Source organism: Xanthomonas sp. NCPPB 2933 (assembly GCF_056725225.1).
Genome location: NZ_CM161518.1, coordinates 1,862,829 through 1,889,461, shown reverse-complemented (window position 1 = coordinate 1,889,461; position 26,633 = coordinate 1,862,829). Strand labels below are relative to the sequence as shown.

20 protein-coding genes are annotated in these 26,633 nt (G+C 64.1%); 9 read left to right on the top strand and 11 right to left on the bottom strand.

The window, feature by feature from the left end; all coding sequences use genetic code 11:
- Nucleotides 1-197 precede the first annotated feature (197 nt).
- The 5 genes from AC1PLU_RS07545 (at nucleotide 198) to AC1PLU_RS07525 (ending at nucleotide 8,358) form a co-directional block, all read left to right on the top strand.
- Nucleotides 198-2,573, top strand: coding sequence for a TonB-dependent receptor (locus AC1PLU_RS07545; RefSeq protein WP_481108103.1), 2,376 nt, complete (start codon nucleotides 198-200; stop codon nucleotides 2,571-2,573).
- A gap of 925 nt (nucleotides 2,574-3,498) precedes the next feature.
- Nucleotides 3,499-5,247 (top strand): S8 family peptidase, encoded by a 1,749-nt coding sequence (locus AC1PLU_RS07540; RefSeq protein ID WP_481108483.1) that lies wholly within the window; start codon nucleotides 3,499-3,501, stop codon nucleotides 5,245-5,247.
- A 1-nt stretch (nucleotide 5,248) separates the two neighbouring features.
- On the top strand, nucleotides 5,249-5,863 hold the full coding sequence (locus AC1PLU_RS07535; protein WP_481108102.1) for a hypothetical protein: 615 nt from the start codon (nucleotides 5,249-5,251) through the stop codon (nucleotides 5,861-5,863).
- A 151-nt stretch (nucleotides 5,864-6,014) separates the two neighbouring features.
- Nucleotides 6,015-7,757 (top strand): S8 family peptidase, encoded by a 1,743-nt coding sequence (locus AC1PLU_RS07530; protein ID WP_481108482.1) that lies wholly within the window; start codon nucleotides 6,015-6,017, stop codon nucleotides 7,755-7,757.
- A gap of 1 nt (nucleotide 7,758) precedes the next feature.
- Nucleotides 7,759-8,358, top strand: coding sequence for a hypothetical protein (locus AC1PLU_RS07525; RefSeq protein ID WP_481108101.1), 600 nt, complete (start codon nucleotides 7,759-7,761; stop codon nucleotides 8,356-8,358).
- 164 nt (nucleotides 8,359-8,522) lie between these two features.
- Here the strand turns inward: AC1PLU_RS07525 and AC1PLU_RS07520 are convergent, their stop codons facing one another.
- Nucleotides 8,523-9,863: a hypothetical protein gene (locus AC1PLU_RS07520; protein ID WP_481108100.1), complete on the bottom strand. Its 1,341-nt coding sequence runs from the start codon at nucleotides 9,861-9,863 to the stop codon at nucleotides 8,523-8,525.
- Nucleotides 9,864-9,972: 109 nt separating this feature from the next.
- On the opposite strand from AC1PLU_RS07520, the gene AC1PLU_RS07515 reads away from it, so the two are divergent.
- A complete protein-coding gene (locus tag AC1PLU_RS07515) occupies nucleotides 9,973-11,472 on the top strand; it encodes an MFS transporter (RefSeq protein ID WP_481108099.1) in 1,500 nt (499 codons plus the stop codon).
- Nucleotides 11,473-11,515: 43 nt separating this feature from the next.
- Entirely contained in the window at nucleotides 11,516-12,040 is a 525-nt protein-coding gene (locus AC1PLU_RS07510; protein ID WP_481108098.1) for a TetR/AcrR family transcriptional regulator, read from the top strand.
- Between the two features lie 45 nt (nucleotides 12,041-12,085).
- Here AC1PLU_RS07510 and AC1PLU_RS07505 read toward each other — a convergent pair whose 3' ends face one another.
- Both AC1PLU_RS07505 and AC1PLU_RS07500 read right to left on the bottom strand, forming a co-directional pair.
- Entirely contained in the window at nucleotides 12,086-12,289 is a 204-nt protein-coding gene (locus tag AC1PLU_RS07505; protein WP_055827398.1) for a hypothetical protein, read from the bottom strand.
- 89 nt (nucleotides 12,290-12,378) lie between these two features.
- Entirely contained in the window at nucleotides 12,379-12,855 is a 477-nt protein-coding gene (locus tag AC1PLU_RS07500; protein WP_481108097.1) for a (R)-mandelonitrile lyase, read from the bottom strand.
- Nucleotides 12,856-13,047: 192 nt separating this feature from the next.
- On the opposite strand from AC1PLU_RS07500, the gene AC1PLU_RS07495 reads away from it, so the two are divergent.
- Entirely contained in the window at nucleotides 13,048-13,947 is a 900-nt protein-coding gene (locus AC1PLU_RS07495) for a LysR family transcriptional regulator (RefSeq protein WP_055827392.1), read from the top strand.
- Nucleotides 13,948-14,463: 516 nt separating this feature from the next.
- Here the strand turns inward: AC1PLU_RS07495 and AC1PLU_RS07490 are convergent.
- From AC1PLU_RS07490 to AC1PLU_RS07470, 5 genes are all read right to left on the bottom strand, one after another.
- Nucleotides 14,464-15,447 carry an aldo/keto reductase gene (locus AC1PLU_RS07490; protein ID WP_481108096.1) on the bottom strand — a complete coding sequence of 328 codons (984 nt, stop codon included), beginning with the start codon at nucleotides 15,445-15,447 and terminating at the stop codon, nucleotides 14,464-14,466.
- A 240-nt stretch (nucleotides 15,448-15,687) separates the two neighbouring features.
- Entirely contained in the window at nucleotides 15,688-16,380 is a 693-nt protein-coding gene (locus tag AC1PLU_RS07485; RefSeq protein WP_481108095.1) for a TetR/AcrR family transcriptional regulator, read from the bottom strand.
- Nucleotides 16,373-17,896 (bottom strand): efflux transporter outer membrane subunit, encoded by a 1,524-nt coding sequence (locus AC1PLU_RS07480; protein ID WP_481108094.1) that lies wholly within the window; start codon nucleotides 17,894-17,896, stop codon nucleotides 16,373-16,375. The genes AC1PLU_RS07485 and AC1PLU_RS07480 overlap by 8 nt, the downstream gene beginning before the upstream one ends.
- A 1-nt stretch (nucleotide 17,897) precedes the next feature.
- On the bottom strand, nucleotides 17,898-21,041 hold the full coding sequence (locus tag AC1PLU_RS07475; RefSeq protein WP_481108093.1) for an efflux RND transporter permease subunit: 3,144 nt from the start codon (nucleotides 21,039-21,041) through the stop codon (nucleotides 17,898-17,900).
- Between the two features lie 16 nt (nucleotides 21,042-21,057).
- Nucleotides 21,058-22,281 (bottom strand): efflux RND transporter periplasmic adaptor subunit, encoded by a 1,224-nt coding sequence (locus tag AC1PLU_RS07470; RefSeq protein ID WP_481108092.1) that lies wholly within the window; start codon nucleotides 22,279-22,281, stop codon nucleotides 21,058-21,060.
- Nucleotides 22,282-22,413: 132 nt separating this feature from the next.
- On the opposite strand from AC1PLU_RS07470, the gene AC1PLU_RS07465 reads away from it, so the two are divergent.
- Nucleotides 22,414-23,034 (top strand): TetR/AcrR family transcriptional regulator, encoded by a 621-nt coding sequence (locus tag AC1PLU_RS07465; RefSeq protein WP_481108091.1) that lies wholly within the window; start codon nucleotides 22,414-22,416, stop codon nucleotides 23,032-23,034.
- Nucleotides 23,035-23,550: 516 nt separating this feature from the next.
- Here AC1PLU_RS07465 and AC1PLU_RS07460 read toward each other — a convergent pair.
- The 3 genes from AC1PLU_RS07460 to AC1PLU_RS07450 form a co-directional block, all read right to left on the bottom strand.
- Nucleotides 23,551-24,045 (bottom strand): transcriptional repressor, encoded by a 495-nt coding sequence (locus tag AC1PLU_RS07460; protein WP_023904546.1) that lies wholly within the window; start codon nucleotides 24,043-24,045, stop codon nucleotides 23,551-23,553.
- A 15-nt stretch (nucleotides 24,046-24,060) separates the two neighbouring features.
- A complete protein-coding gene (gene gltX, locus AC1PLU_RS07455; protein WP_481108090.1) occupies nucleotides 24,061-25,464 on the bottom strand; it encodes a glutamate--tRNA ligase in 1,404 nt (467 codons plus the stop codon).
- Nucleotides 25,465-25,531: 67 nt separating this feature from the next.
- Entirely contained in the window at nucleotides 25,532-26,623 is a 1,092-nt protein-coding gene (locus AC1PLU_RS07450; RefSeq protein WP_481108089.1) for a DUF3616 domain-containing protein, read from the bottom strand.
- Between the last annotated feature and the right edge of the window lie 10 nt (nucleotides 26,624-26,633).

Below are 26,633 nucleotides of genomic sequence, written 5' to 3'. Positions count from 1 at the left end.
GCGCGGCAAGCGCGCGCGGGCATGTGTTGACGCGGCGCACAACAGCTTTTGCTGGCAACTCCGTTAGAACAGCAACGCAACGTGCGTTACCGCGTTGCGCTACCGGCGCTGTGATGTGCTGCCGGTCACTTTGTTGGCAGAGCGCGCGCGACTGCACGCATCGCTGCCAGTTGCGACGCTTCCTAAGGAGAGCTTTCATGTCGTCATCGATGCCCCGCTATGCCTTGTCACTGGCCATTAGCGCACTGCTTGCGCCCGCTGTGCATGCGCAAACCTCGACAGCAGAACCGCGCAGCGACGCCACCACATTGGATGCGGTGATCGTCAGCGGCACGGCTCGCTTCAAAGGCCTGGCCAAGCGCGATGCCAGCTTTTCGATCACCACCGCCAGCGCAGAACAGATCCAGCAGGCCGTGCCGCAGAGCACTGCAGACTTGTTGAAGATCGTGCCGGGCGTGTGGGCCGAGCCCAGCGGCGGCGGCACCGGCGCCAACATCTTCGTGCGCGGCATGCCATCGGAAGGCGATGCGCCGTTCGTGACCATGCAACTGGATGGCTCGCCGCTGTTTCCACCACCGACCTTGTCGTTTCTGGAAAATTCCACCTTGTTCCGCGTCGACGATACGGTCGAGCGCATGGAAGTGTTGCGTGGCGGTTCCAGCCCGATTTTCTCCAACGGGCAGCCGGGGCTGACGGTCAATTTCATCCAGAAAAAAGGCCAGGACGAACCCGAAGGCAGCGTGCGCCTGACCGGTGGCAACAACGACCTGCGCCGCATCGACGTGTTCAATAGCGGGCCGATGGGCAACGGTTGGTATTACAGCGTGGGCGGTTTCTTTCGCGAGACCGATGGCGTGCGCGACCCGCAGTTCTCCGCCGACAAGGGCGGCCAGTTCAGCGCCACCTTGAGCAAGCGCTGGGACAGCGGCGAAGTGTCGTTGTACGCGCGGCATACCGACGACAACAACGCCTTCTATACCGCCATTCCACTGCTATCGCGCAACAACGGCAACGACCTGTCCAGCTTCCCCGGCTTGAATGCGCAGACTGGCACCCTGCTCGGCCGCGACTTCCGCAATGTCGATCTGCTGGTCGGGCCGAATGGACAGACCATCCGACGCGATCTGGCCGACGGACGCGGCGTCAATATCGATGTGTTCGGCGGCGAATTGAACTGGGAAACCGGCGCATGGACCATTGCCGATCGCTTCAACGTGATGAGCGGCAGCGCGCCGACCTATGCGCTGTTCACCGGCGACGCACCGCAGCGCCTAAGCGATTTCATCGCAAGCTACGGCACCACCGGCAGCGGCAGCTTCACCAACGGCGGTGGCGCGGTCGACCCGAATCAGCAGGTGCTCGAAGCCGGCTGGTGGTCGGTGGACAAGCGCCTGAACTCCTTCACCAACGACTTGCGCCTGAGCCGCGAATTGTTTGCCGGCAATACGCTCACTGTGGGCGCGTACTACGCCAAGTATTCCTCGGCCGACACCTGGTATCTGGGCAACACCATGTTGCTCACCGCGCAGAACAATGCGCGGCGTATCGATCTCGCTCTGGACAATGGGCAACAAGCCACGCGCCAGGGTTTCACCAGCACCGCGTTCTTCAACCTGCGCGCCAACTACGATGGCGAGAACATCGCCGCCTTCGTCGCCGACGAATGGGAGCTCAACGCGCGGCTGCGCCTGGACCTGGGCGCCCGCTACGAACGCCAGAGCGTCACCGGCGATGTGCACGACACCGCCACCGTCGATCTGGACGGCAACCCGGACACGCTGTACGACAACGCCACCTCGCTCGCCCTGGCCAGCACGCGCCGCATCGACCAGGACGATGAGGCGTTCTCCTGGACGGCGGGGCTGAACTTCACGCTCGATACGCATAACAGCCTGTTCGCGCGGGTCAACTCGGGGGTGAAGTTTCCCGGCTTCGACAATCTGCGCGATGGCCAGAATCGCGTGCAGGAAGTGGATCAGTACGAACTCGGGCTCAAGTCCGGTGCCAGCAGCTACGACCTGTACCTGACCGCGTTCTACAACACCTTCAAGAACTCGCCGTTCCAGGCGTTTCTGGCAGATGGGACCAACTTCACCGCAGTCGGCGATTCGCGCGCCTACGGCATGGAAGTGGAAGCGGCAGTCCGCCCGTTCGGCGGTTTCGAGCTGGCCGGTACCGGCGTCTGGCTGGATGCCAAGTACCGGGATTATCAGAACTTCACCGGCAACCAGGTGATGCGCCAGCCCAAGCGCCAGTTCCGCATCACGCCCAGCTATTACTGGATGCTGCCGTTCGGCGATCTCAAGCTGTTTGCCACCTATTCCTACGTGGGCGAGCGCTTTGCGGATCTGGCCAACAGCCAGCGCCTGCCGTCCTACGACATGCTGGATATCGGCGCCAACCTGCATGTGGGCGAGCATTGGGAAGTGACTGCCAGCGGCAGCAATATCACCGATACGCTGGGCCTGACCGAAGGCAATGTGCGCGTGCAAGGCGCGGCGACCGGCGGCGTGTTCATGGGCCGGCCGATTGCCGGGCGGCAGTACCAGATGTCTGTGGCGTATCGCTGGTAGGTGGTGCAATCGAGAAGTGCAGGCGCTGACGCCTCGCCACGCCACGCGCGGCATCGGCGCCTGCATTCGTCTTGCTGGCAACTGACGTTGTCATGTTGGAGGTACGTGCACGTGCGCAGCGCTGAACGGTGCGAGATGCATGCATGGCGACGCAGGTAGCAGCGGCCGTTATTCATAAAGCACTACAGCAGCGACGCAGCTGATGCGTGCATGCTGCGACCAGGGCGCATTACCTTCGCGATCGGCGTAGCGCGTCGATCCAAATGCGAAGCAGATTCGCGCGTCGTGATGCTTTCTATCAATAGATTCCGGATAGATCGCAAAATATAGCGACCAATCTCGTGCCAAAAACTTCGCATTGCGTGCGTGAGTCGGCATGCCTTGCATAAACTGCGCAGCGGGTCACGTGCATGTCACCTGGTGCCTGGCTTGCGAACAAGAATTGACCAATCTTTAATCGGATCGCTGCCGATGCATGCGCATCGCCAGCGTCGGTTGCGCGGACGCGCACAGGGGAGCCGACGGACGACCTGGTCGCATCCATCCAGCGTTTCGGACGGATGCGTTTCACTGGCTCTTTCGGGATACACGGACATGGACCCTGTTGCTGGCTGTTGGCATTCTTCTCTTGCACGCTGCATCCAACCCGACCTGGTACTGACGACTTGCCCGTACTGCCAGGCGCATGCCTTCGGCGTTGCCTGATCGGGTTTCCTCAACGCGGCCATTGCCGCGTGAATTCACTTTTCAACGTCTACTGATTCTGCCGATTCGGGCTCGATAGGCACGGCCCGAATGTGTTGAAGCAGTTGCACTGGCCGATCGCCTGATCGACCGGACGGGGAACTGTGTCGCTTTGACCGTGCCTACCCTTTGACCGGAATCAAACGGAATGAACCTTTTTCACAGGCGACACCTCGCACTGCTGATCGGCGCCGTGCTGATCGGCAGCCCACCAATCGCTGCGCTTGCCGCACAGCCGGCGACCGCTGCCCGGGCCAACGCAGGCGACCCGCTGCTGCGCTATCAATGGCACATCTCCAACCAGGGACAGGCCGTGATCGGCGACAGCCGCCCGGTCCCTGGCGTGGATATGGATGTAGATCTCCTGCATGCCATCGACATTCGCGGCCGCGGCGTGCGGGTTGGCGTGGTGGATGACGGTCTGGAACTGCGCCACGAAGATCTGGCCGACAATATCCTGCCGAATGGCTCGCACAATTTCGAAGACGGATCGCACGACACAACTCCCATCGATCCCGAGAAAGCGCATGGCACGTTGGTGGCCGGCATCATCGGTGCGGTCGGCTGGAACGGCCGCGGTGGGCGCGGCGTCGCACCGGAAGCACTGCTTGCCGGCTTCGATTTCCTGGGGCGGGCGTCGTCCAACTCCAATGCCAGCGTGCGTTATGCATGGGGCGATGGACCCGAGGCGCGCAACATCGATGTATTCAACAATAGCTGGGGAATGGTCGCGCCGATCTACTTCGATTTTCCGGTGGAGGATCAGCAGTCCTGGGAAACCTTGATGCGATCGACCCGCGGCGGTCTTGGCGGCATCTACGTCAAGTCTGCGGGCAACAGCTTCAGGCGCCTGCGCGTGCCGGACCAGAGCGGAACGCCCGTCAACATCTGCAGCGAGCTATCGCGCACATTGAATGTCGGTTGCGCCCTGGCCAACATCGATCCGCTGGCCAACCTGCCGGGCACCATTGTCGTTGCCAGCGTCAATGCCAAGGGGCAACGCGCCTCGTATTCGTCGTCGGGCTCTGCGTTATGGGTATCCGGTCTGGGTGGCGAGTTCGGGCGACAACGCAAGTTCTATCCCAACGCAGCGCAGATCTTCCCGGCGGATACCGCGCCGTTCGCTTACGACCCGGCCATCGTCTCCACCGATCTGAGCGGCTGCCAGGCAGGCTACAACGTCGACAATCCCGCGGCGGTATTGAACGCACTGGACAGTAGCTCCTCCAGGATCGATGCATCGTGCAATTACAGCGGCATCATGAATGGCACCTCGGCAGCGGCGCCTACTGTCTCCGGTGTGGCCGCGTTGATCCTCAGTGCCAATTCCAGCCTGAGCGCGCGCGACGTCAAGTACATCCTGGCCACCACCGCGCGGCAGATCGATCCGTGGCAACCACGTGTGGCCTATCAGGGCAGCGTGATCGATCCGGGCTGGATCACCAATGCCGCCGGGCATCGCTTCAGTAACTGGTATGGCTTCGGGTTGGCCGATGCCGCGGCGGCCGTTTACAAGGCCAGCAACTTCACGCCACTGACGCCGATGCGCGACACACGCTGGGTCAAGTCCGGCAATGCAGGCAGCCAGATCGGTGGGCCGGCGCGGCCGGCCACGCAGCGGATTCGCATCAAGCAGGCAATGAAGGTCGAGTCGGTGCAACTGTCGCTGGAAACCGCGCATCTGACGCCCAGCAATCTGCGGGTGGTGCTGGTATCGCCCAGTGGCACACGCAGCTATGTGCTCACGCCGTTCTCGGCGCTGGATGCCGATGCCTATGCCAAGACCGGGTTCTATATCGACCTTACCTCCAGCAACGCGTTTCTGGACGAAACCTCGCAGGGCGTGTGGACGCTGGAAGTCACCGACATGAGCGAGCCCAGGACCACTGCTGCACTCAAGACGTTCAAACTTCGCATCGTGGGGCACTGACATGAAGACCACTCTTGTTGTTTCGTTGTTGCTTGCGTGTGGTGCGGCGTCCGGCCTGGCGCAAGCCGCGCAGTACCTGGATGCCAATGCGCTCAGCGCCGCTGCCACCGGCGAGCGCTTTAAATCCGGTGCGGATAGTTTTCGCATGCTGCCGGGTTCGGTGGTCGCCGAAAACTTGCCGCCTGACGATGCCGAACGATCTGCGCCGGTCCCCGGCAAGTCGCGCGCAAGCGCCACACCTGCAGTGGCCAGCGGCAAGGTTGCCGCACGCATCGGGCCGTATGCCGTGGTGCTGGACAACACCGCTGGCGCTGCGCGCAGCGCTGGCGTCTCCACCACCGAACGCTCGCTGGCAGCTGCTGTGAACGAGCGCACCGGACGTGTGGTGCTGGTCAGACCGCAGCTGAAGCTGACCGGCACCACGCCAGCCACCGCCACGTCGCTGGCCCGCACGACCGGTGGAAGCATTGCCTACGCCTCGACGGTGGATGGCAGCGCAGTCATCACCTATCCCTCAATCGAGCAGGCGCAGCGAGCGGTGGCTAGCCTGCAAGGCAGCAGCGGCATCGCGCAGGCATCGCTGGTGGTGATGCAGGCGGTCATGCAACCGATGTGAGTTCAACGGCCGCAGGCACACGCCTGCGGCCGTGGCCTTTGGCGCGCTGTCAGCGGCGCCATCTCCGCGTACACCACAACATCCTCGCTCACCACTCAAAGGTACCCTCTTGATGACTTCTCTCCCACAACGGCAACGGCTGCTTTCCGCCATGTTGCTGGCCCTGTGCGGCATCACGCCCATCGCACCTGCGGTGGCTCAAACCACTGCATCGCCGCTGGCGCAACCAAGACCGCCGGAAGCAGGCGACCCCTTGTTTCGCTATCAATGGCATCTGCTCAACAATGGGCAAACGGTGATTGCAGATACGCGCCCCACCGCAGGAATCGATCTGAATGTCGAGCCGCTGCATACGCTGGGCATGCGCGGTCAAGGCGTCACCATGGCCGTTGTCGATGACGGGCTGGAGCTGCGCCATCCCGACCTGCTTGCCAACGTGGTGCCCGGTGGTTCAAAGAATTTTGTCGACGGGTCCAACGACCCGACGCCACGCAACGGCGATTCGCACGGCACGATGGTCGGCGGCATCATGGCAGCGGTCGGCTGGAACGGCATCGGTGGCCGCGGCGTTGCTCCCGGCGCACGGCTGAAAGGCTTCAATATTCTGTCTTCCGAAGAAAGCCCCACCGACTTCGATACCAATCTGCGTGCGTCGTGGGGCAACGCTGCCGAAGCGCGCGATGTGCAGGTTTTCAACAACAGCTTTGGCGCCGACCTGACGTTCTACCCGACCGTGTCTCCTGCGGCCGAGCGCTCGCTGGAGCGGCTGATGCGCAGCGGCAGAGGCGGCAAGGGCGGGTTGTACATTCAATCAGGCGGCAACACGTTCCAGAGTTTCACCATCCCGGATGCCCAGGGCAATGACGTCGAGCAATGCACTGCGTTGGCTGCATCGTTGCAGGTGACCTGCTCCACTCCGGCGACCGACCCGGTCAGCAACCAACCCTTGATCATCATGGCTGGCGCGGTCAATGCAAAAGGCGTTCGATCGTCTTACTCCTCTGCCGGCGCGGCATTGTGGGTCAGCGGCTTTGGCGGCGAATTCGGCTTGCAACGCCGGTTTTTTGGTGATTTTCCGCAAGCCGTTTTGTACGACCCCGCCATCGTCACCACCGATTTGACCGGCTGCGCGGTCGGTGACAACAGGAACGATCCGAATTCCCCACCGCTCAATGCCCTGGATACCAGCAGTTCGTCGATCGATGCATCCTGCAACTACACCGCCACCATGAATGGCACCTCGTCGGCAGCGCCCACGGTGGCCGGCGTGGTCGCCCTGATCCTGCAAGCCAACCCTTCGCTCAGCGCGCGCGACCTCAAATACATCCTGGCCACCAGCGCGCGCCAGATCGATCCGGCGCAACCGGTGGTCCGTTACCGAGATAGCGTGATTGAGCCGGGCTGGATCACCAACGCCGCCGGCCACACCTTCAGCAATTGGTACGGGTTCGGCCTTGTCGACGCGGCCGAGGCGGTCTATCGGGCGTATTCCTTCAAACCGTTACCGGCGCAACGCGATCTGGGCTGGAAGGCCGCTCGTGCAGGCAGCTCGGTTATCGGTGGGCCCGACGCGCCGGCCACACTGCAACTGCGTCTGGGCGACACGCTCAAGGTCGACACCGTGCAATGGTCGATGCAGACCACCCACAAGACGCCGACCAACCTGCGTGTGGTGCTGATTTCACCCAGCGGAACGCGTAGCCACGTGCTGACGCCGTTCCAGGCGCTCGACCCGATCACACAGGGAACCGGCTTCGATATTCCACTCTCCACCAGCAATGCGTTCCTCGATGAGAACGTTGCCGGCGCGTGGACATTGGAAGTGACGGACATGACCGGCTCGGACGTTTCCGCCCGATTGACGGGTTTCAAACTGCGCATCCTGGGACATTGACATGAAGCTCATTCTCGGCACGACCCTCTTCCTCTGCATGCTCGCCAGCGTGCCCGCAGCAGCGCAACAAGCCGAACGGCTGGAATTTCAGCGCGCCGCCACCGGGCAACGTTTCAGTATCGGCGACACCGACTTCAGGCTTGTCCCCGGCGCCAGGATTCAACGCCGGGCGCAGGCAGGCCCGCGCAACGAGGCACTCGGCACGCCCGGCGCGCGCCGCGCCAGCGCTGCGGGCAATGTCGGGATACCCGCACGCGTCGGCCCGTATGTGCTCACGCTCGGCCAGGCAGCGCGTAACGCGGCTAGCAGCCCTGCTGGCACTGCCGATGAGGCCGCGTTGATGGTGGCGGTCAATCAACGCAATGGCCAGCCGGTCGTTGCATCGCCACGCCTGGAAGTCTATGCGAGCGATGCCGATGCCATTGCCCGGCTGGCACGGCAGACCAACGGCACGGTACTGGAGGCCGCGCAGGACGGCACTGGCATGATTGGTTATCCCTCCGTACCCGAAGCCCTTGCGGCCTTACCGAGGGTGCGTCGTGGCGGTGGCGTCAGCGAGGCGGTCCTGCACGTGATTCAGGCCGTCCCACGGCTGCGCTGAAGGCGCAGACCATGCTTGTGTGGAGCGGCCCCGACACGCATGGGGCCGCTCTTCACCAACATCGGCAACGCGTGCCTGCTGCTGCGGGCACGCGTTGCCGCACGACCATACCGTGCGCTTGCTCCACTGGTTGGCCGGCAGCTCGGCACTGCGGGGTTGCCGGCCTACAACCTGGAAACGTCCACGTCCTGGTTCTTGGGCACATCGAGATACGGATAGCGCGCCACCGTGGCACGGATGCGCCTTTGATGGGTACCCGGATCGCCCCAGACCACCTCGACCTGGTGCCCGATCTCGGCCACGTCGATCTCCAGCAAGGCCAGCGACAGCATCACCCCGTAGTAGTAGCTGAAGATGCGGCCGCTGGAGATTCCCACACGCGTGTCACCCACGACCACGTCGTCGGCCGCCACCAGCGACATGCTTTCTCCGTCCCAGATCGGATTGGCCGGAAACTGCATGAACTGGCCATCGCTGCCGCGCGCGTACTGCGAAGCCAGCAACGCCACGACATCGTCTTGCGACCATTCCAGCGTGACCATTTTCCGCCGGGGTGCGCGTTTGATGTTCTGCAGCGCGTCGCTGCCGACGAAGCGATGATCGAAGGTGATCATGTGCCCCCAGCCCAGCTCCACCGGGTTGGCGTAGCGCAGTGGGCCATCGGGTCCCGCGCTGCCGGGCAGCCCGTCAAACGCCGATGCGTAGCGCCCATCGAGGTAGGCCATGAACGCCGGATCCTGCGTCCATGCGGGCAGAAAATGGATGAATGACTGCGCGAATCCGCCTTCGGTGTGATTCATTCCGTACGCCTGCAGGCCGAGCCGTTCGAGCCCGAATTCCTCGCCCGCGTCGGCGATCGCCTGATAGACCTGTTGGGCCATCTCGAACGGGCCGTGCACTTCATATGCCAGCGTGCGTGCGACCCCGAGTCGGAAGATCCGCACCTGCGCAGGTGGATCGCCGTTGGTGAGGTGGATATGGCTGGGGCGGTGCCAGAGGAAGTCGATATCCCGCAACGATTCGCCGGTGACTTTTTCCAGCACGGCCAAGGATTTCGGACCGGCGACCTGAAACAGAAACAGCTGTCCGGACAGATCCTCACCGCGCACGTCATAACGCCCCGATGCCACCAGGTAGTCGATGTACGGATTGAGAAAGAACGCGACGAACTGCTCGTCGGCCAGGCGCATCACGATGCCATCGGACATCACGTTGCCGTGCGCGTTGCACATGACCGCATGCTTGGAAGCGCCGATCGAAAACTTGCTGAAATCGTTGATGCAGGCGTCGGCCAACAAGCCCAAAGCGCCCGGCCCCGACAGACGATACGGCGATGCGGGATTCAATCCGCCATGCAGGTAGACGCCCTCTTTCCAGGCCAGCGTCTCGCGTTTCCACCCCGCGTATTCCCATGGGCTGAGATGCCCGAAGGCGGCGCTGTAGAGACGCACGCTCGGGTCGAACGGCACGTAAGGGCTATGGACGAACTGTTTGGCAGACGACATCGGCACTCCATGATTAGCTGAATTGGGGCAACGCGGCAGCAGCTCCTGCCGGAATAACTATACAATACGTAATGTATAGTTACGATCCGATCAACCTGCAGGGGATGTCATGCATTCACCCACGCCGAACCGCTGGCTGCTGCTCCTGACGGTCGCCAGCGGCCTGCTGCTGATCACCCTCGACAATTCGGTGCTTTACACGGCCTTGCCCACGCTCAGTCGTGAACTCGGCGCCTCTGCCGCGCAGGCGCTATGGGTCATCAACGCGTATCCGCTGGTGATGGCCGGCCTGCTGCTGGGCTCCGGCACGCTCGGGGATCGCATCGGTCACCGCCGCATGTTCCTGATCGGCCTGGCGATCTTCGGTGTCGCATCGTTGCTGGCCGCGTTCGCACCCACCGCCGAACTGCTGATCGGCGCGCGCGGTGTGCTGGCGGTCGGCGCGGCGGCGATGATGCCCGCCACCCTGGCGCTGATCCGGCACGCGTTCGAAGACGAGCGCGAGCGCAACTTGGCCATCGCCATCTGGGGCTGCCTGTCGATCGTCGGCAGCGCGCTCGGCCCCATCATCGGCGGGCTGCTGCTGGAGCACTTCTGGTGGGGGTCGGTGTTCCTGATCAACGTACCGGTCGTGCTGCTGGCGGTGTGCGGCACGCTGGTGTTCGCCCCGCACGGCCAGCGCGACCTGTCCAAGCAATGGGATCTGCTGTCCTCGTTGCTGGCGCTGGGTGCGCTGTCCGGCCTGGTGTTCGCCATCAAGGCGATCGCCCACGCACCGCCATCATGGATGCAGGCAGCGATGGCGCTGGTCATTGCCGTGGTCTCTGCCGCGCTGTTCGTCCGCCGTCAGGCGCAGTTGCCCTACCCGATGCTGGAGTTCTCCATCTTCCGCAATCCGGCCTTTCTCTCCGGCACGCTGGCGGCGGGGTTTGCGATGTTCGCCATCGGCGGCCTGCAATTGCTCACCACCCAGCGCTTCCAGCTCGTCGCCGGATTCAGCCCGCTCGACGCCGGCGTGCTGGTCTCCGCCGCGGCGCTCGGCAGCTTGCCGAGTGCGCTGCTCGGGGGCGCCTACCTGCACAGGATCGGCCTGCGCCGGTTGATCAGCGGCGGCCTGGCGCTGGGCGCGATCGGTGTGGCGGTCATTGCCGCAGGGTTCGCGCATGGCATGAGCTGGATCGTGAGCGGCCTGCTGATTGCAGGCATCGGCGCGGGTGCGGCGATGTCGGCGGCCTCCAGTGCCATCATCGGCAATGTGCCTGCCCACCGCGCCGGCATGGCCTCCTCGGTCGAAGAGGTCTCTTACGAATTCGGCAACCTGTTTGCGGTCGCATTGCTCGGCAGCCTGGTCGCTGCGCTCTACAGCGCGTGGCTGGACATCCCGGCAGGCATCGGCGAGGTCGCCCGCGCTGGCGTATCGCAGGCGCTGGCGTTGGCCGATGCGCGCGGTCGCAGCGATCTGGCACATGCTGCGGCCAGCGCTTACGATGCGGCGTACATCAGCGTGCTTTACGTGATTGCCGCAGCGCTGTCGATCGGCGCCGTCGTCACCGGCGTGCTTTTGCGCCGGTATGGACCGGGCTCTGCAACCTCACTGGCGTCCCACTGATTCGATGAGACCAAGCAATCGCTCCAAGCTCCTCGATGCCGCCATGCGCGTCATCAACCGCGATGGCGTCACCGCGGTCACCTTCGAGTCGGTTGCCAACGAGGCAGGATTGACGCGTGGCGGAATGCTGTACCACTTTCCCTCGCGCGAGGCGCTGCTCACTGCGATCCATGCGCACCTGGCCGGCAACTGGGAGGCGAGCATGCAGCACATTGCCGGCCGGCCCGCCGAAGCGCTGAGCGCATCGCAGCGGCACATGGCGTATGCGCGCGCCTGCGCGCAAAGCGCAACGCGGGCCGAGCTGCAGTTCATGCTGGAATCGGCCACCGACGCCGCGCAGGCCGCGCCGTGGTCGGACGTATTGCAGCGCTGGGCGCCACCGGTGCCCACCGACGGCGACGATCAGGCCGCAGTTGACGACTTCATCGCCCGGCTGGCGGCCGATGGCCTGTGGGTCTACGAGTCCTTGTCTTCGACACCGCTCGACGCCGGCTTGAAGGCGACCATCGCCGAGCGGCTTGCCGCGATGTTGGGCAGCGCTGGCCCAGCGCGTGAGGGCGACGCGTAGCCGACGCGTCCACCGTTATGGTGGACGTTGCAACAGGCGGCTGCCTCAGCGCCCTGCGCGCAATAACCGCTTGTGCAGGCTGCGCCGCTGCGCGTCGCTGAGCAGATGCCCGTGCGTGGTCAACACTCCCAGGATCTGCTGATGCGCTTGCTCGGTCCGGCGGGCGAGTTCGGCGCTGGCGGCAGCTTCGATCGCCTTCCAGTCGGCTGGGCTCGTCGGTGCGGGGATGGTCGAACGTTTTGCGGGCATGGGCGACACGGTCACGGAAACAGGGCTCCATGATACGGCGCATGCGTGAGCGCCTTGGATGTCCGTCGCTACGACTGCGTGTCTGGAAGTCAACCGTCGGCCGCGTACTGTGCCTCGCTGACCTGCTCCAGCCAGGTCACCGGCGAGCCGTCCTGCGCTTCGGCAATGGCGATATGCGACATCGCCACCGTCGCGTTGGCGCCATGCCAGTGCTTGACGCCCGGCGGAATCCACACGATGTCGCCCGGGCGGATCTGCTGCGCCGGCTTGCCCCATTCCTGCACACGCCCGGCACCGGCGGTCACGATCAGGGTCTGGCCCAACGGATGGGTGTGCCAGGCGGTGCGCGCACCCGGCTCGAAAGTCACCGTGGCGCCGCCCACCCGCGCCGGCGCCTCGGTCTGGAAGGGCGCATCAATGCGTACTTTGCCGGTGAAATAGTCGGCCGGGCCGGCTGCAGATGCGGCGCTACCGGCCTTGCTCACCCTGATCGGTTGTTGCTCTTCACCACCGGGCGTGACGGCAGCCATCATCGACAGCGACATCGCAGTTGCAGACAGATTCATGGCAGTGCTCCTCGATCCAAGTGCCTGCACTGTAGCGCGCACGCGCACCGGCACTACCCAAGCGGCAGCGCATGCACCTAGAAACACAGCGCATCAATGCTGCAAAAACATCTCGAATTTGGAGCCATCACGCAGCATCGCGCATGATGCAGCGGCATGAATCGCATGCGCCGCAGTCGGCATTCGCAACCAATGGCGCGGGAAAATCTCAACGATCTGCAGGTCTTCGTCACCGTGGCGCGCGAAGGCAGCTTCACCCGTGCCGCCGCGCAATTGGGCGTCTCGCAGTCGGCGTTGAGCCATACCGTGCGCGCACTCGAAACGCGCCTGGGTATCCGTCTACTGACCCGCACCACACGCAGCGTGTCGATGACCGAAGCAGGTGCACGCTTGTTCGAGACCGTGGCACCGCGCCTGGAAGAGATCGACGACGAACTGTCGGCACTGACCGAATTCCGTGACAAACCCGCCGGCACCATCCGTATCACCACCGCCGGCCACGCGGCCGATGCCTACATCTGGCCCGCATTATCGAAGGTGCTACCCGAGTATCCCGACCTCAAGATCGAGGTCACCGTCGATTATGGGCTGGCCGATATCGTCGCCGAACGCTACGACATCGGCATCCGCTTGGGCGACCAGGTCGCCAAGGACATGATCGCGGTGCCGATCAGCCCGATGCAGCGCATGGCGGTGGTGGCGGTGCCGAGCTACTTCGTGCATCACACCATCCCGGCAGTTCCGGCCGACCTGGCGCAGCACAACTGCATCGGTTTGCGCCTGCCCACGCACGGTGGCCTGCTGCCCTGGGACTTCGAAAAAGACGGCCGCGAAGTCAAAGTCCGCGTGGATGGGCAATGGACCTTCAACGGCAGCAGCGCGATCCTGCGCGCCGCACTGGCTGGCGGTGGACTGGCGTTTCTGCCGGAAACCATGGTGCTGGAGCACATCGCCGCCGGTCAGCTGCGGCGTGTGCTGGAGGACTGGTGCGACCTGTTCGACGGCTATTACGCGTACTACCCAAGCCGCCGCCAATCCTCGAGCGCACTCAAGGTGGTGATCGATGCGCTGCGGCATGATCTGGTGCGTTGACGCGGGCGTCGGGGGCGCCATGGATGCCGCCCTGGAGACAAGGACGTACTTACGGCGTGTCCTGCGATGGTGCGCAGGCATGACTCTGCAGCCACGCCGCAGATCAGCCGCTCTACACCTGATTTATCCGCACTGCTCAATCACTCCAAGACAACCGAGACTTCGCGTCGTCGCGTCGTTTGGATGTAGCCGAATACTCAACAGCCTGGTTAGTCGAGCGCACGGTGCCCTCGCCGCTCGCGGGACACGCCGTAAACCCATCCCTGGGGGCTCGGTGGCGGCATCCATGCCGCCACACGATCCCGCAAGCGGCAAGGACACCGCACCAGAGAGTTTCCTGGCTGCTTTGTTGAAAGCCATGCACCGACCACCTCGACTGGTCCTTGCCCGCCCACCGTCGCGGGACCTTACGCGGCATGGATGCCGCGTAAGAGCTTACAAGGACGTACTTGCAGCGTGTCCCGCGATGGTGGGCGGGCAAGGGCCCTGCAGCCAAGAAGCAGATCAGCCGCTCTACTACTTACCAACCAGCTTCTGCCGCTCCGGGCTATACCGCTCGCCGACAATCGCTACCGCATCCAATGCCTGCTGGATCCGCGCAAGATCCTCGCCGCTCAACGTCACAGCAGCGCCGCCCAGATTCTCTTCGAGTCGATGCAGCTTGGTGGTGCCGGGAATCGGCACGATCCACGGCTTGCGCGACAGCAGCCACGCCAATGCGACCTGTGCCGGCGTTGCATCTTTGTCTGCCGCGATGGCCTGGATGCGCTCGACCAGCGCCTGATTGGCCTGCCGCGCTTCGGCCGCAAAGCGCGGTACCTGATTGCGGAAATCGTCGTCGGAAAATTGCGTCTCGGCGTTGATGGCGCCAGTCAAAAATCCCTTGCCGAGTGGGCTGAACGGCACAAACCCGATCCCGAGTTCTTCCAGCGTCGGCAGCACGCTGGCCTCCGGCTCGCGCCACCACAGCGAGTATTCGCTTTGCAACGCGGTCACCGGTTGCACCGCGTGCGCGCGACGAATGGTGTCGGCACCGGCTTCGGAGAGGCCGAAGTGTTTGACCTTGCCTTCGGCGATCAAGTCCTTGACGGTCCCGGCGACCTCTTCGATCGGCACCGCCGGGTCCACGCGATGTTGATAGAACAGATCGATACGGTCTGTCTTCAAGCGTGCAAGGCTGGCCTCGGCCACCGCACGAATCCGTTCGGGGCGGCTGTCGAGACCGGCATCGGCATGTCCGTTCTTGAAACCGAACTTGGTCGCAATCACCACCTGGTCGCGATGCGCGGCCAATGCCTCGCCCAACAGTTCCTCGTTGACGAAGGGCCCGTAGGCTTCGGCAGTGTCGAAGAAGGTCACGCCCTGCTCCACCGCCGCATGCAGCAGCGCAATGGCGTCCTTGCGCGCAGTCGCCGGCCCGTAGCCGTAGCTCAGGCCCATGCAACCCAGGCCCAATGCGGACACCTGTAGCCCGCTGTTTCCCAACTGTCGTGTTTGCATCGTTTACTCCCGCGGCACACCGCCGCATTGGATGAGTCGGCCGCAGGCGGCAACACCGCTGCAGCACCGATGCCACACCGTAATCCCGCGCCACGCGCACATTGCACAGCGGCTGGCGCTAACGGTTATGAGCGCGCTTCATCAACGCAGTGGTCGGCATGCGTGTCATGAAGCGAGTGATGGGCGCATACAAACGCGACAGACACACGCAAACAACCCGCAAGCGCGGTTCCATCGCGCCTAGAACCCGCTCGGCATTTCGCGCTTGGTTGTGCCCACCGTGCGCGCAACATCCGGCCGATACGCACGCAAGAACAGCGCAACCGCGCCGCTCACATAGCGCTCCTGCTGCACAAAATCCGCATCCACGCCATCGCCACGCATCGCCGCATTTGCAGGCAAGCCGGTCATCAAGCCGAAAAAATGCACCGAGGCATCGGGCAGATTATCGATGATCAGGCTGCCCCGCTCCACTTCGCGCGCCAGCAGCGCGCGCATCATGTTGTCGTAGCGCTCGAAGGACAGCGTCCACATCTCTTCGCGCATCTGGCTGGGTAACAACGGCGGCCGCACCAGACCATACGCCGCATCGTCCAGCGCGCCGCTGGTGGAGATCCGCAGCACCGCCTTGGCGACCGCCGCCAGGCGCTGCTCCAACGGCGCCTGCATCTCCAATAACGCGTCCCATCGGTTGGGCGATGCATGCGCCAGCGCTTCCAGCGTAGTGCGGAACAGCACCTCCTTGGACGCGAAATGCGCATACACCGTGGCCTTGGACACCATCGCACGCTCGGCGATGGTGTCCATGCTGGTCTTGTCGAACCCCAGGCGCGGAAATAGCTGCCGCGCCGCCGCCAGAATCGCGCCACGTTTGTCGTGTGGCGCGCGCCTGGGCTGGCGTGCAGGCGCGGCATCAACGTCCGCCTCAGCCATTGGGCTGACCTGTCGCGGTGGTGGCCACAGTGACAGTGGGCTCGGCCGATTGCAGCCAGCCGCCGCCCATCGCCTTGTAGAACGTCGCCAGATTGGTGAAGCGCGACAGCTGCGTGGTGATCAGGGTCTGCTGCGCGCTGTACAGTGAACGCTGCGCATCCAGCGCCTGCAGATAGCTGTCCACGCCGCGTTCGAAGCGCGCCTGCGACAGCCTGTAGCTGTCGGCAGTGGCATCCACCAGCGCCTGTTGCGCCTGCAATTGCCGGCCCAGGGTCTCGCGCTGCGCCAGCGCATCGGACACTTCGCGGAACGCGCTCTGGATCGCCTTTTCGTATTGCGCCACTTCGATAGCGCGATTGGCCTTGGCCATGTCCAGGTTGGCGCGGTTACGCCCGGCGTTGAAGATCGGCAACGTCAGCGTGGGCACGAAACTCCAGGCGCGGGTACCGGAATCGAACAGGTTGGACAGACTGCTGGTGGACGAGCCCTGCGATGCAGTCAGGCTGATGCTGGGAAAGAACGCTGCACGCGCCGCACCGATATTGGCATTGGCCGCCCGCAAGTTGCGCTCGGCCTCCAGAATGTCCGGGCGGCGTTGCAGCAACTGCGACGGCAATCCTGCCGGCACGCTGGCCAGCACATTGCCGCCCACGCTGGCGCCATCGGGCAAGGCACGCGGCAACAGCTCCACCGGCACCTGCGTGCCCACCAGCAGCACCAGGGCATTGCGATCCTGCGCCACCTGCGCGGTGTAACGCTCCACATCCACGCGTGCGGTTTCCACCGTGGTCTGTGCCTGGCGCAAGGTGAGCTGCGAGGCAACGCCCAACTCGAAGCTGCGTTGCTGCAGGCGATAACTATCGCTCTGGCTGCTCAAGGTGGACTGCGCCAGTTGCAGCAACTGCTGATCGGCCGCCAGTGTCAGATAGGCGGTGGCCACTTCGGCCACCAGGCTGATGTGCGTGCTGCGGCGGGCCTCGGCGGTGGACAGAAACTGCTGCAGTGCCTGTTCCTTCAGGCTGCGCACGCGCCCGAACAGATCCAGCTCGTACGCACTGACGCCGATGTTGGCGCTATAGGTGCGAAACACCTGCGGCTGGCCCGGAATCGCCAGCTCCGACGGTGTGCGCGCGTTGTTGGAAGTGCCGGTGCCCTGCACCGAAGGCAGTAGCGCAGCGCGCTCCACTCGGTACTGCGCACGTGCCACCTCGATGTTGAGCGCGGCCACGCGCAGATCGCGATTGTTCTCCAACGCCAACGCGATCACCTGCTGTAGCGCGGGGTCGGTGAACACCTGCCGCCAGCCGATGTTGGCAATGTCCGTCGCCTCGTGGGTGCCGGTGCTGTTGGCGACGGTGTTGGCGGCGTCGGTGGCGTTCGAAGCAATCGTGATATCGGTGCCGGCAAAGCGCTCCGGCACTGGCGCGTCGGGCCGCGCATAGCGCGGCATCAGCGTGCAACCGGACAGCACGCTGGCCACCGCGATCGCGGTCAATGTCATGCGAATCGGGGTCATCTCAGTGTCCTGTCGGCTGTGGGGCGGGCGAAGTGGGCTGTGGTCGGCGCTTGAACAGGCCCATCACCAGCACAAAGAACAACGGCACGAACAAGATCGCCAGGATCGTGCCGGACAACATGCCGCCGATCACAGCGGTGCCCAACGCATGCTGCGCGCCTGCACCGGCACCACTGCCGAGCACCAACGGCACCACGCCCAGGATGAAGGCCAGCGATGTCATCAGGATTGGCCGCAAGCGCATGCGCGCCGCTTCCAATGCCGAGTCGATCAGGCTCTTGCCGCTTTCATGCAGCTCCTTGGCGAACTCCACGATCAGGATCGCGTTTTTCGATGCAAGACCAATCGTGGTGAGCAGGCCAACCTGGAAGTACACATCGTTCATTTTCCAGGTCAGCATCGCGCCCAGCAGCGTGCCGAACACACCCAGCGGCACTACCAGAATCACCGAGAACGGAATCGCCCAGCTTTCGTACAACGCGGCCAGACACAGGAACACGATCAGGATCGACAGGCCGTACAACAGGCCGGTCTGGCCGGTCGAGGATTTTTCCTGCCGCGACAACCCGGTCCACTCGAAGCCGATGCCCGGCGGCAATTTGGCCGCCGCCGCTTCCACGATCTGCATCGCCTCGCCACTGGATGCCGCGCCGGGCAGCGCCATGCCCAGGATTTCCACCGACGGCACGCTGTTGTAACGCTCCAACCGCGGCGAGCCCGATTGCCAGCTGGCGGTGGCGAAGGCGTTGAACGGCACCATGGTGCCGGCGCTGTTGCGCACGAACCAGCGGTCGATGTCCTGCGGATTCATGCGGTACACCGCATCGGCCTGCAGCATCACCTTCTTGACGCGCCCCTTGTCGATGAAGTCGTTGACGTAGGTACTGCCCCACGCGCTGGAGAAGGTGTTGTTGATGTCGGCGATCGACACGCCCATGGCCTGCGCCTTGTGCGAATCGATCTCCAGCTTGAACTCGGGCGTGTCTTCCTGCCCGTTCGGGCGTACCGCCACCAGGCGCTTGTCCTGCGACAGCTCGCCCAACAATTGATTGCGCGCCTGCATCAAGGCTTCATGACCGAGATTGGCGCGGTCCTGCAGCATCAGGTCGAAACCGGTGGCATTGCCCAACTCGGACACCGCCGGCGGTGCGAACGCGAACACCCTGGCATCGCGGATGCCGGCGAAGAAGGCACCGGCCTTGGCCGCGACATCGGTGACGCTCTGACCCTTGCCGGTCCGCTCGTCCCACGGCCGCAGCTTGACGAAAGCCAGGCCGGTATTCTGGCCGCTACCGGCAAAACTGAAACCAGAGACGGCGAACACGCCAGCGACCGAATCCTTCTGGTCCACCAGAAAGTGATGTTCCACCTGCTTGAGCACCTCACCGGTGCGCGCATCGGTGGCACCGGGCGGCAACTGCACCAGCACGAACAGCGTGCCCTGGTCTTCGTCCGGCAAAAACCCCACCGGCAATTTCATGAAGCCGAACACCACCAACGCCAGCAGCGCGGCATAGGCAAGCATGTACCCCCAACCCTTGCCCAGCATGTGACGCACCACGCCCTGGTAACGGTTGTTGCCACGATCGAACACGCGGTTGAACCAACCGAAGAAACCGGTAGTGGCCAGGCCATGGCCTTTTTCCACCGGCTTGAGCAAGGTCGCGCACAAGGCCGGAGTCAGGATCATCGCCACCAGCACCGACAAGGTCATGGCCGAGACAATCGTGATCGAGAACTGCCGATAGATCACACCGGTGGAGCCACCGAAGAACGCCATCGGCACGAACACCGCGGCCAGCACCAACGCCACGCCCACCAGCGCACCAGAGATCTGATCCATCGATTTACGCGTGGCTTCCTTTGGCGAGAGGTGTTCTTCGCCCATCACGCGCTCGACGTTTTCCACCACCACGATCGCATCGTCCACCAGCAAACCGATCGCCAGCACCATCGCGAACATGGTCAGGGTATTGATGGTGAAACCGAACACCGCCAGCACACCGAACGTCCCCAGCAACACCACCGGCACCGCAATGGTGGGGATCAAGGTCGCGCGGAAGTTCTGCAGAAACAGATACATCACCAGGAACACCAGCACCACCGCTTCGATCAGCGTGTGCACCACCTGCTCGATGGAGATCCGCACGAACGGCGTGGTGTCGTACGGCTTTTGCACCTTCATGCCGGGCGGGAAAAACTTCTCCTGCTCTTCCAGGCTTTTGTCGATGGCGCGCACGGTATCCAGTGCATTCGCACCGGTGGCCAGCTTGATCGCCAGACCGGCCGCCGGCTTGCCGTTGTAGCGGCCCACCGTGTTGTAACTCTCGCTGCCCAGTTCGATGCGCGCCACATCGCGCAGCCGCACCTGCGCGCCATCGGACTGCGTGCGCAGCAGGATGTTTTCGAACTGCTCGGCCGTCTTGAGCCGGGTTTGCGCGGTGATGGTGGCATTGAGTTGCTGATTGGCCACCGCCGGCAACGCACCCAGCTGGCCCGCCGAGACCTGCGCGTTCTGCGCCTGGATCGCGGTGCGCACATCCACCGGGGTCAGGCTGAAATTATTCAACTTGTTGGGGTCCATCCACACCCGCATGGCGTACTGCGAGCCGAACAAGGTGGTGTCGCCCACGCCTTCGACGCGGCTGATGGTTTCCTGCACGTTGGCCGCCACGTAGTCGGACAGGTCCGAATCGCTCATGCTGCCGTCTTCGGAAGTGAAGGCCAGCACGTTGAGGAAGTTGGTGGCCGACTTGGTCACCGTCACACCTTGCTGCTGCACTTCCTGCGGCAACAACGGGGTGGCCAGCGACAACTTGTTCTGCACCTGCACCTGCGCGGTGTCCGGATCGGTGCCGTTGTCGAAGGTCAGGGTGATGGTCACCGCACCGCTGGATTCGCTGGTGGAGGCCATGTAGCTGAGGTGGTCCAGCCCCTTCATCTTCTGCTCGATGACCTGGGTGACGGTGTCTTCCAGGGTCTGCGCCGAGGCGCCCGGGTAGTTGGCGGTGATGGCGACGGCGGGCGGTGCGATGCTGGGGTACTGCGCAATCGGCAGTGTGGCGATGGACAGGATGCCGGCCAGCATCACGATGATGGCCAACACCCAGGCGAAGATCGGACGATCGATAAAGAAACGTGCCATGACGTGTGATCCCGCCTCAGTTGGCCGCACGCGGTGCGGTCGGGGCGGAAGGGGTGCCGGCTGCATGACCACCACCAGTCGCGGGCTTGCCCTTGGGCTGCCACGGCGCGGTCTTGACCTCGATGCCGTCGCGGGCGCGCGAGACGCCTTCGACCACCACCTGCTCGCCGGTCTTCAGGCCACTGCGCACCAGCCACTGGTCGCCGACTTCGCGGTCGGTTTCCAGTACACGCAATTGCAGCTTGTGATCGGCACCGACCACGAACGCGGTCGGCTTGCCGGCGCCGTTGCGCGAGACCGCCTGCTGCGGCACCAGCACGCCCTGCTCCTTGATGCCCTCCTGCAGCACCGCACGCACGTACATGCCCGGCAACAACTCCGCATTCGGGTTCGGGAACACCGCGCGCAAGGTAATCGAGCCGGTGTTCTGGTCGACGGTGACATCGGAGAACGCCAGCTGGCCCTGCAGCGGATAGGTGCTGCCGTCTTCCAGCAGCAGCGACACCTTGGCTGCATCGTCGCCGGCCTTTTCCAGATCGCCGCGCGCCATCGCCTGCCTGAGCCGCAATAACGCCGCGCTGGGCTGGGTGACGTCGATATAGATTGGATCCAGTTGCTGGATGGTGGTCAGCGCGGTGGCCTGGTTGGCGGTCACCAACGCACCGGGGGTCACGCTGGAGCGGCCGATGCGACCGGAGATCGGTGCATCCATGCGCGCGAACGCCAGGTTGATGCGCGCGGTCTCCACGCTGGCCTTGCCGGCCGCCACATCGGCCTCGGCCTGGCCCAGCGCAGCGTCGGTGTCGTCGCCCTCCTGCTGGCTGACCGCCTTGATCTGCACCAGCTCGGTGTAGCGCTGGGCCTTGAGTCTGGCGGTGCGCAGATTGGCCTGCGCCTTGGCCAGGGTGGCCTGGGCGCTGGCGTAACTGGCGCGATAGGTCGCCGGGTCGATCTGGTACAGCGTTTGCCCGGCCTTGACGTCGCCGCCCTCGGCGAACTGACGTGTCTGCACGATGCCGCCCACCTGCGGGCGAACTTCGGCGATCAGGTAGGGAACAGTGCGTCCGGGCAGTTCGGTGGTGAGCGTCACCGGCTGCGGTTTGACGGTCAGCACGCCCATCTCAGGCATGCCCTCAGCCGGCGGCGGACCTCCCGGCGGACTGCCGCAGGCACTCAGCAGAACGGTGGCGGCAACGGCAGCGGCAAGCACAGGCAGGCGAAACGAAGCATGAGGACGCACGAGAAGGTCTCCGACGGGACGCATGAGGATTAAATCTAAACGGTACGGTTTGGTATCCTAATAAGCTCATCCGTAGCCGTCAAGCATTCCTGCCCAGTCGGTATACTTAAAGTTCAAAAGTGGAGTGAATTGATGCGGGTCAGAACCGAAGAAAAACGCGACGCCATCGTGCAGGCGGCCAGCGAGGTCTTCCTCGAGCTGGGCTTTGAAGGCGCCTCGATGTCGCAGATCGCCGCCCGCGTGGGCGGCTCCAAGCGCACGTTGTACGGCTACTTCCCGTCCAAGGAAGAGCTGTTCGTGGCGTTTGCCAAGGACATGTCCGACCGCTATTTCGACCCGCTGCTGAGTGCGCTTTCACAAAGCAGCGGCCCCGTTGCCGAGGCCCTGCAACGGTTCGGCGAGGACGTGCTCACCTTCTTGTGCGCAACGCCCAACATCACCAGTTGGCAGACCATCATCGGGGTATCCGGCAGATCAGACGTCGGCGCGCTGTTTTTCAGCGCCGGTCAACAAGAAGGCATGCAGCGCTTCGCCGAATACCTGCAGACCCAAGTGGACTGCGGCCTGCTCCGCTGCGACGACACCCTGCTTGCCGCCCACCAGTTCGCCGCCCTGCTCGAAGCCGAAACCCTGATGCCCTGCCTGTTCGGCGCGCTCAAGGATCCCTCACCGGAGTATCTCCGCGATGCGACGCAGCGCGCAGTGGAGCTGTTTCTGGCGGGCTATGGATGCAAGAACACCTCTGCGGCGTGATGCGCGGTGGTGCTGCGTCTGCGCACTGCCTGCAACTAAGGGGCTAATAGAACTACTTCACGCCAGCCTACTGCACAGGCCGGCGGATCTGCTGCCTGGTTGCAGGGCTCTTGCCCGCCCACCGTCGCGGGACACGCCGCAAGTACGTCCATGTAGGCTCTTACGCGGCATCCATGCCGCGTAAGGTCCCGCGACGGTGGGCGGGCAAGGACCAATCAAGATGGTCGGTATGCAGGCTTTCAACAAAGCAACCTACAAACTTTCTGGTGCGGTGTCCTCGCCGCTTGCGGGACCGTGTGGCGGCATGGATGCCGCCACCGAGCCTACATGGACGTACTTGCGGCGTGTCCCGCAAGCGGTGAGGGCACCGCGCCCTCGACCCACGCAGCGTTTGATCTGGACTTCTGACTGCATCCACCAAGAGACCGCCGACAAAATCACTGCACTCACTGACCGGCGCTCGCTAGGTTTTGTTAGCCGCTCTAAGTGAACCGCCCTGCGTTTGCCTGGCGATCCTTACTCGGCCACCGCGCACTTGGCGCACAAGCCATGCACTTCCAGCGTCTGCGCCTGCGGCTGAAAACCCAGTGCCTTGGCGCGGGCTTCCAGTTGCGAGACCACGTCGCGGTCTTCCAGCTCCACCGCGCTATGGCAGCGGTCGCAGATCAGGAACGGCACCGAGTGCTGGGCGCTGTTGGGGTGGTGGCAGGCGACGAAGGCGTTGACCGATTCGAGCTTGTGCACGAAGCCATTGGCCATCAGAAAATCCAGCGCGCGGTACACCGTGGGCGGCGCGTCGGCGCCGACGCCCTTGCCTTCGCGCACCCAGTCCAGCAGCTCGTAGGCCTTGACCGGCTTGCCGGCATCGGCGATCAGCCGCAGCACATTCGCGCGGATCGGCGTCAGCCGCAGGCCGCGCTCGGTGCACGCACGCTCTACCGCGCGCACGAAGCCGTTGGCGTCGTCGACGTGGTGATGCGGTGCAGTGCAGGCGTGTTCGTTGGTTTTCATCACAGGCTCCGGCGGTCAGCCCGCTCCTATCTTGATGAGTGCCGCATCGATGCGTTTCAAGGCGCCCTCGCGGCCGGCCAGGTACACCGTCTGCGAAATATCCGGGCTGACCTGGGTGCCGGTGATGGCCACGCGCAGGGGCTGGGCGACCTTGCCCATGCCCAGCTCCAGCGCGGCCGCCGCATCGTGCAGCGCGGCCGAAACGTTTTCCACACTCCATTCGCTGACGCCGGCCAGCAGTTCGCGTGCCTTGCCCAGCGGTACTTCGGCGCCCAGCTTCAGGTGCTTGATCACTGCGGCTTCGTCATAGGTTTCCAGCGGCTGGTACCAGACCACGGCTTTTTCGGCCATTTCCTTCAAGGTCTGCACGCGCTCGCGTAGCGCCACCACCACATCGGCGGCGGCCGGGCCGGCGGCGACATCGATGCCGAGCTTGGCCAGCTGGTATTCCAGCTGCGGGGCGATGCTGGCCGGGTCGTCGGTTTTGAGGTAATGCTGATTGACCCAGCCCAGCTTGGCCATGTCCAGCCGCGCAGCCTTGGAATTGACGTCCTTGACGTCGAACAGGTCGAGCAATTCCTGCTGGGTGAACAACTCCTGGTCGCCGTGCGACCAGCCCAGACGCGCCAGATAATTGATCAACGCATGCGGCAGATAGCCGGCGTCCCTGTACTGCATCACGTCGGCCGCGCCGGTGCGCTTGGACAGCTTGGCGCCCTGCTCGTCCAGGATCATCGGCATGTGCGCGAACTTGGGCACCGGTGCGCCCAGCGCCTCATAGATGTTGATCTGGCGGGGGGTGTTATTGATGTGGTCGTCGCCGCGGATCACCTCGGTGATGCCCATGTCCCAGTCGTCCACCACCACCGCGAAGTTGTAGGTGGGGAAACCGTCCGGGCGGAAGATCACCATGTCGTCGAGCTCGCTGTTGGCGATCTCGATACGGCCCTTGATCAGGTCGTCGAACACCACCGTGCCGGCTTGCGGATTTTTGAAGCGGATCACCCGGTTGGGGTCATCGCGGTACGGCAGGTTCTGCTCGCGCGCGGCGCCGTTGTAGCGCGGTTTTTCCTGTTTGGCCATCGCGGCTTCGCGCATGGCGTCGAGCTCGACGCGGGTTTCGTAGGCGTAATAGGCCTTGCCCTGCGCCAGCAGCTGCTCGGCGACCTCCTGATAGCGGGCCACGCGCTGGGTCTGGTAGATCGGGCCTTCGTCGTAGCCCAGGCCCAGCCACTCCATTGCCTCCAGGATGGCGTCGATCGCCTCCTGAGTGCTGCGCTCACGGTCGGTATCTTCGATGCGCAGCACGAACTGCCCGCCGCGGTGGCGTGCCTCCAGCCAGCAATACAGGGCGGTGCGGGCGCCGCCGATGTGCAGGTAACCGGTGGGGCTGGGGGCAAAACGGGTGCGGCAGGTCATGGAGCGCTCGGCGAAACGGGTGTCGGCCGATTTTACCTTGCGCAGCGCAGACCTGCCCGCTTGCGGCTCAGCGGTTGCGCAGCAGGTCGCCGTAGACCACGCAATCGCCACCACTGCGCGCCGGGCCTGGTGCGTCGTACAGCACCAGCCAGCTGGGCGTGTTGCCGGCCAAGTGTTTGGGCAGGTTGCAGATCGCCTCGGCACGGTCGCTGTCGGTGCCATGCGGCAACACCGCCGATTCCAGCAGGTCGTGCTGAAAGCGCACCGGCGCCTGGTTGGCGGCCAGCGCCGCGCGCGCGTCCGGCCATTTGAACAGGCGGATTTCGCCGTTCAGCACCATGGTCGGCCCGGCCAACAGGTACAGATCGTCGCCGGAATAATGCAGGTCGCGGATGCCCAGCCCGCCCAGTTGCAGGAAGTGCTTGCGCAACAGCGTGCCGTCTTCGTCCAGCGGCGCCAGGCGCAGATGGTCGCCATGCGCCTCGACCCGGATCTCCAGCATTGCCGACCAGCCGCGCAGCACCGGCCCACGCAGGCCCAGCAGCAGCCGTTCGCCGTCCACCACGATGCCTTCGATATCGAAGCCGTTGTCCTTGCCCGGGATCTTCAGAAATGGGCCGAAATGCGGGTCGTCGGCCAGCAGGTCGGTGAGCTGGTTGTGCTTGGCATCGCCCTTGAGTCGCAGCGCGCGACGGCCGTCGGCGGCTTCGCGCACCAGTCGCGGGGTGCCGTCGGCATCGCGTTCGATCGGCAGACAGGCCAGCAGGCGACGGTTGGCATCGAGTTTGAGCTTGGTCAGGCGCTTGGCGTTTTCGGCATCGTCGCGGCTGCGTTTGGCGTTCTTGCGCTTGAGCCCATGCGAGCCGATCACCCACAGAAATCCATCCGACAGCGCCATGCCTTCCAGATCCGCCTCCTCGGCCGCCTCGCCCGGCAGATCCAGCAACTCGGCCAGCGCAAAGCTCTGCCCTTCACCGAAGCGCAGCGTCTCGCGCTGCACGGGATCGAGCTTGCGCAGCCGATCCACCGCGCAGGCTTCGTCGCCAGCCACCCACAGCCAGTCGTCGGTGAAGGCCGCGCCGGACAGATTGCTGTGCACCAGCGCACCGGGCGCGAATTCGAGACGGACGCTGTGCGGAATCAGGGTTTTCTTGGCCATGGGAACCTGG

Excerpts from the sequence above, each read along its gene's own strand:
- AC1PLU_RS07545 (WP_481108103.1), top strand. The coding sequence starts at position 198 with ATGTCGTCATCGATGCCCCGCTATGCCTTGTCACTGGCCATTAGCGCA.
- AC1PLU_RS07535 (WP_481108102.1), top strand. The coding sequence starts at position 5,249 with ATGAAGACCACTCTTGTTGTTTCGTTGTTGCTTGCGTGTGGTGCGGCG.
- AC1PLU_RS07530 (WP_481108482.1), top strand. The coding sequence starts at position 6,015 with ATGTTGCTGGCCCTGTGCGGCATCACGCCCATCGCACCTGCGGTGGCT.
- AC1PLU_RS07525 (WP_481108101.1), top strand. The coding sequence starts at position 7,759 with ATGAAGCTCATTCTCGGCACGACCCTCTTCCTCTGCATGCTCGCCAGC.
- AC1PLU_RS07520 (WP_481108100.1), bottom strand. The coding sequence starts at position 9,863 with ATGTCGTCTGCCAAACAGTTCGTCCATAGCCCTTACGTGCCGTTCGAC.
- AC1PLU_RS07515 (WP_481108099.1), top strand. The coding sequence starts at position 9,973 with ATGCATTCACCCACGCCGAACCGCTGGCTGCTGCTCCTGACGGTCGCC.
- AC1PLU_RS07510 (WP_481108098.1), top strand. The coding sequence starts at position 11,516 with ATGCGCGTCATCAACCGCGATGGCGTCACCGCGGTCACCTTCGAGTCG.
- AC1PLU_RS07505 (WP_055827398.1), bottom strand. The coding sequence starts at position 12,289 with ATGCCCGCAAAACGTTCGACCATCCCCGCACCGACGAGCCCAGCCGAC.
- AC1PLU_RS07500 (WP_481108097.1), bottom strand. The coding sequence starts at position 12,855 with ATGAATCTGTCTGCAACTGCGATGTCGCTGTCGATGATGGCTGCCGTC.
- AC1PLU_RS07495 (WP_055827392.1), top strand. The coding sequence starts at position 13,048 with ATGGCGCGGGAAAATCTCAACGATCTGCAGGTCTTCGTCACCGTGGCG.
- AC1PLU_RS07490 (WP_481108096.1), bottom strand. The coding sequence starts at position 15,447 with ATGCAAACACGACAGTTGGGAAACAGCGGGCTACAGGTGTCCGCATTG.
- AC1PLU_RS07485 (WP_481108095.1), bottom strand. The coding sequence starts at position 16,380 with ATGGCTGAGGCGGACGTTGATGCCGCGCCTGCACGCCAGCCCAGGCGC.
- AC1PLU_RS07480 (WP_481108094.1), bottom strand. The coding sequence starts at position 17,896 with ATGACCCCGATTCGCATGACATTGACCGCGATCGCGGTGGCCAGCGTG.
- AC1PLU_RS07475 (WP_481108093.1), bottom strand. The coding sequence starts at position 21,041 with ATGGCACGTTTCTTTATCGATCGTCCGATCTTCGCCTGGGTGTTGGCC.
- AC1PLU_RS07465 (WP_481108091.1), top strand. The coding sequence starts at position 22,414 with ATGCGGGTCAGAACCGAAGAAAAACGCGACGCCATCGTGCAGGCGGCC.
- AC1PLU_RS07460 (WP_023904546.1), bottom strand. The coding sequence starts at position 24,045 with ATGAAAACCAACGAACACGCCTGCACTGCACCGCATCACCACGTCGAC.
- gltX (WP_481108090.1), bottom strand. The coding sequence starts at position 25,464 with ATGACCTGCCGCACCCGTTTTGCCCCCAGCCCCACCGGTTACCTGCAC.
- AC1PLU_RS07450 (WP_481108089.1), bottom strand. The coding sequence starts at position 26,623 with ATGGCCAAGAAAACCCTGATTCCGCACAGCGTCCGTCTCGAATTCGCG.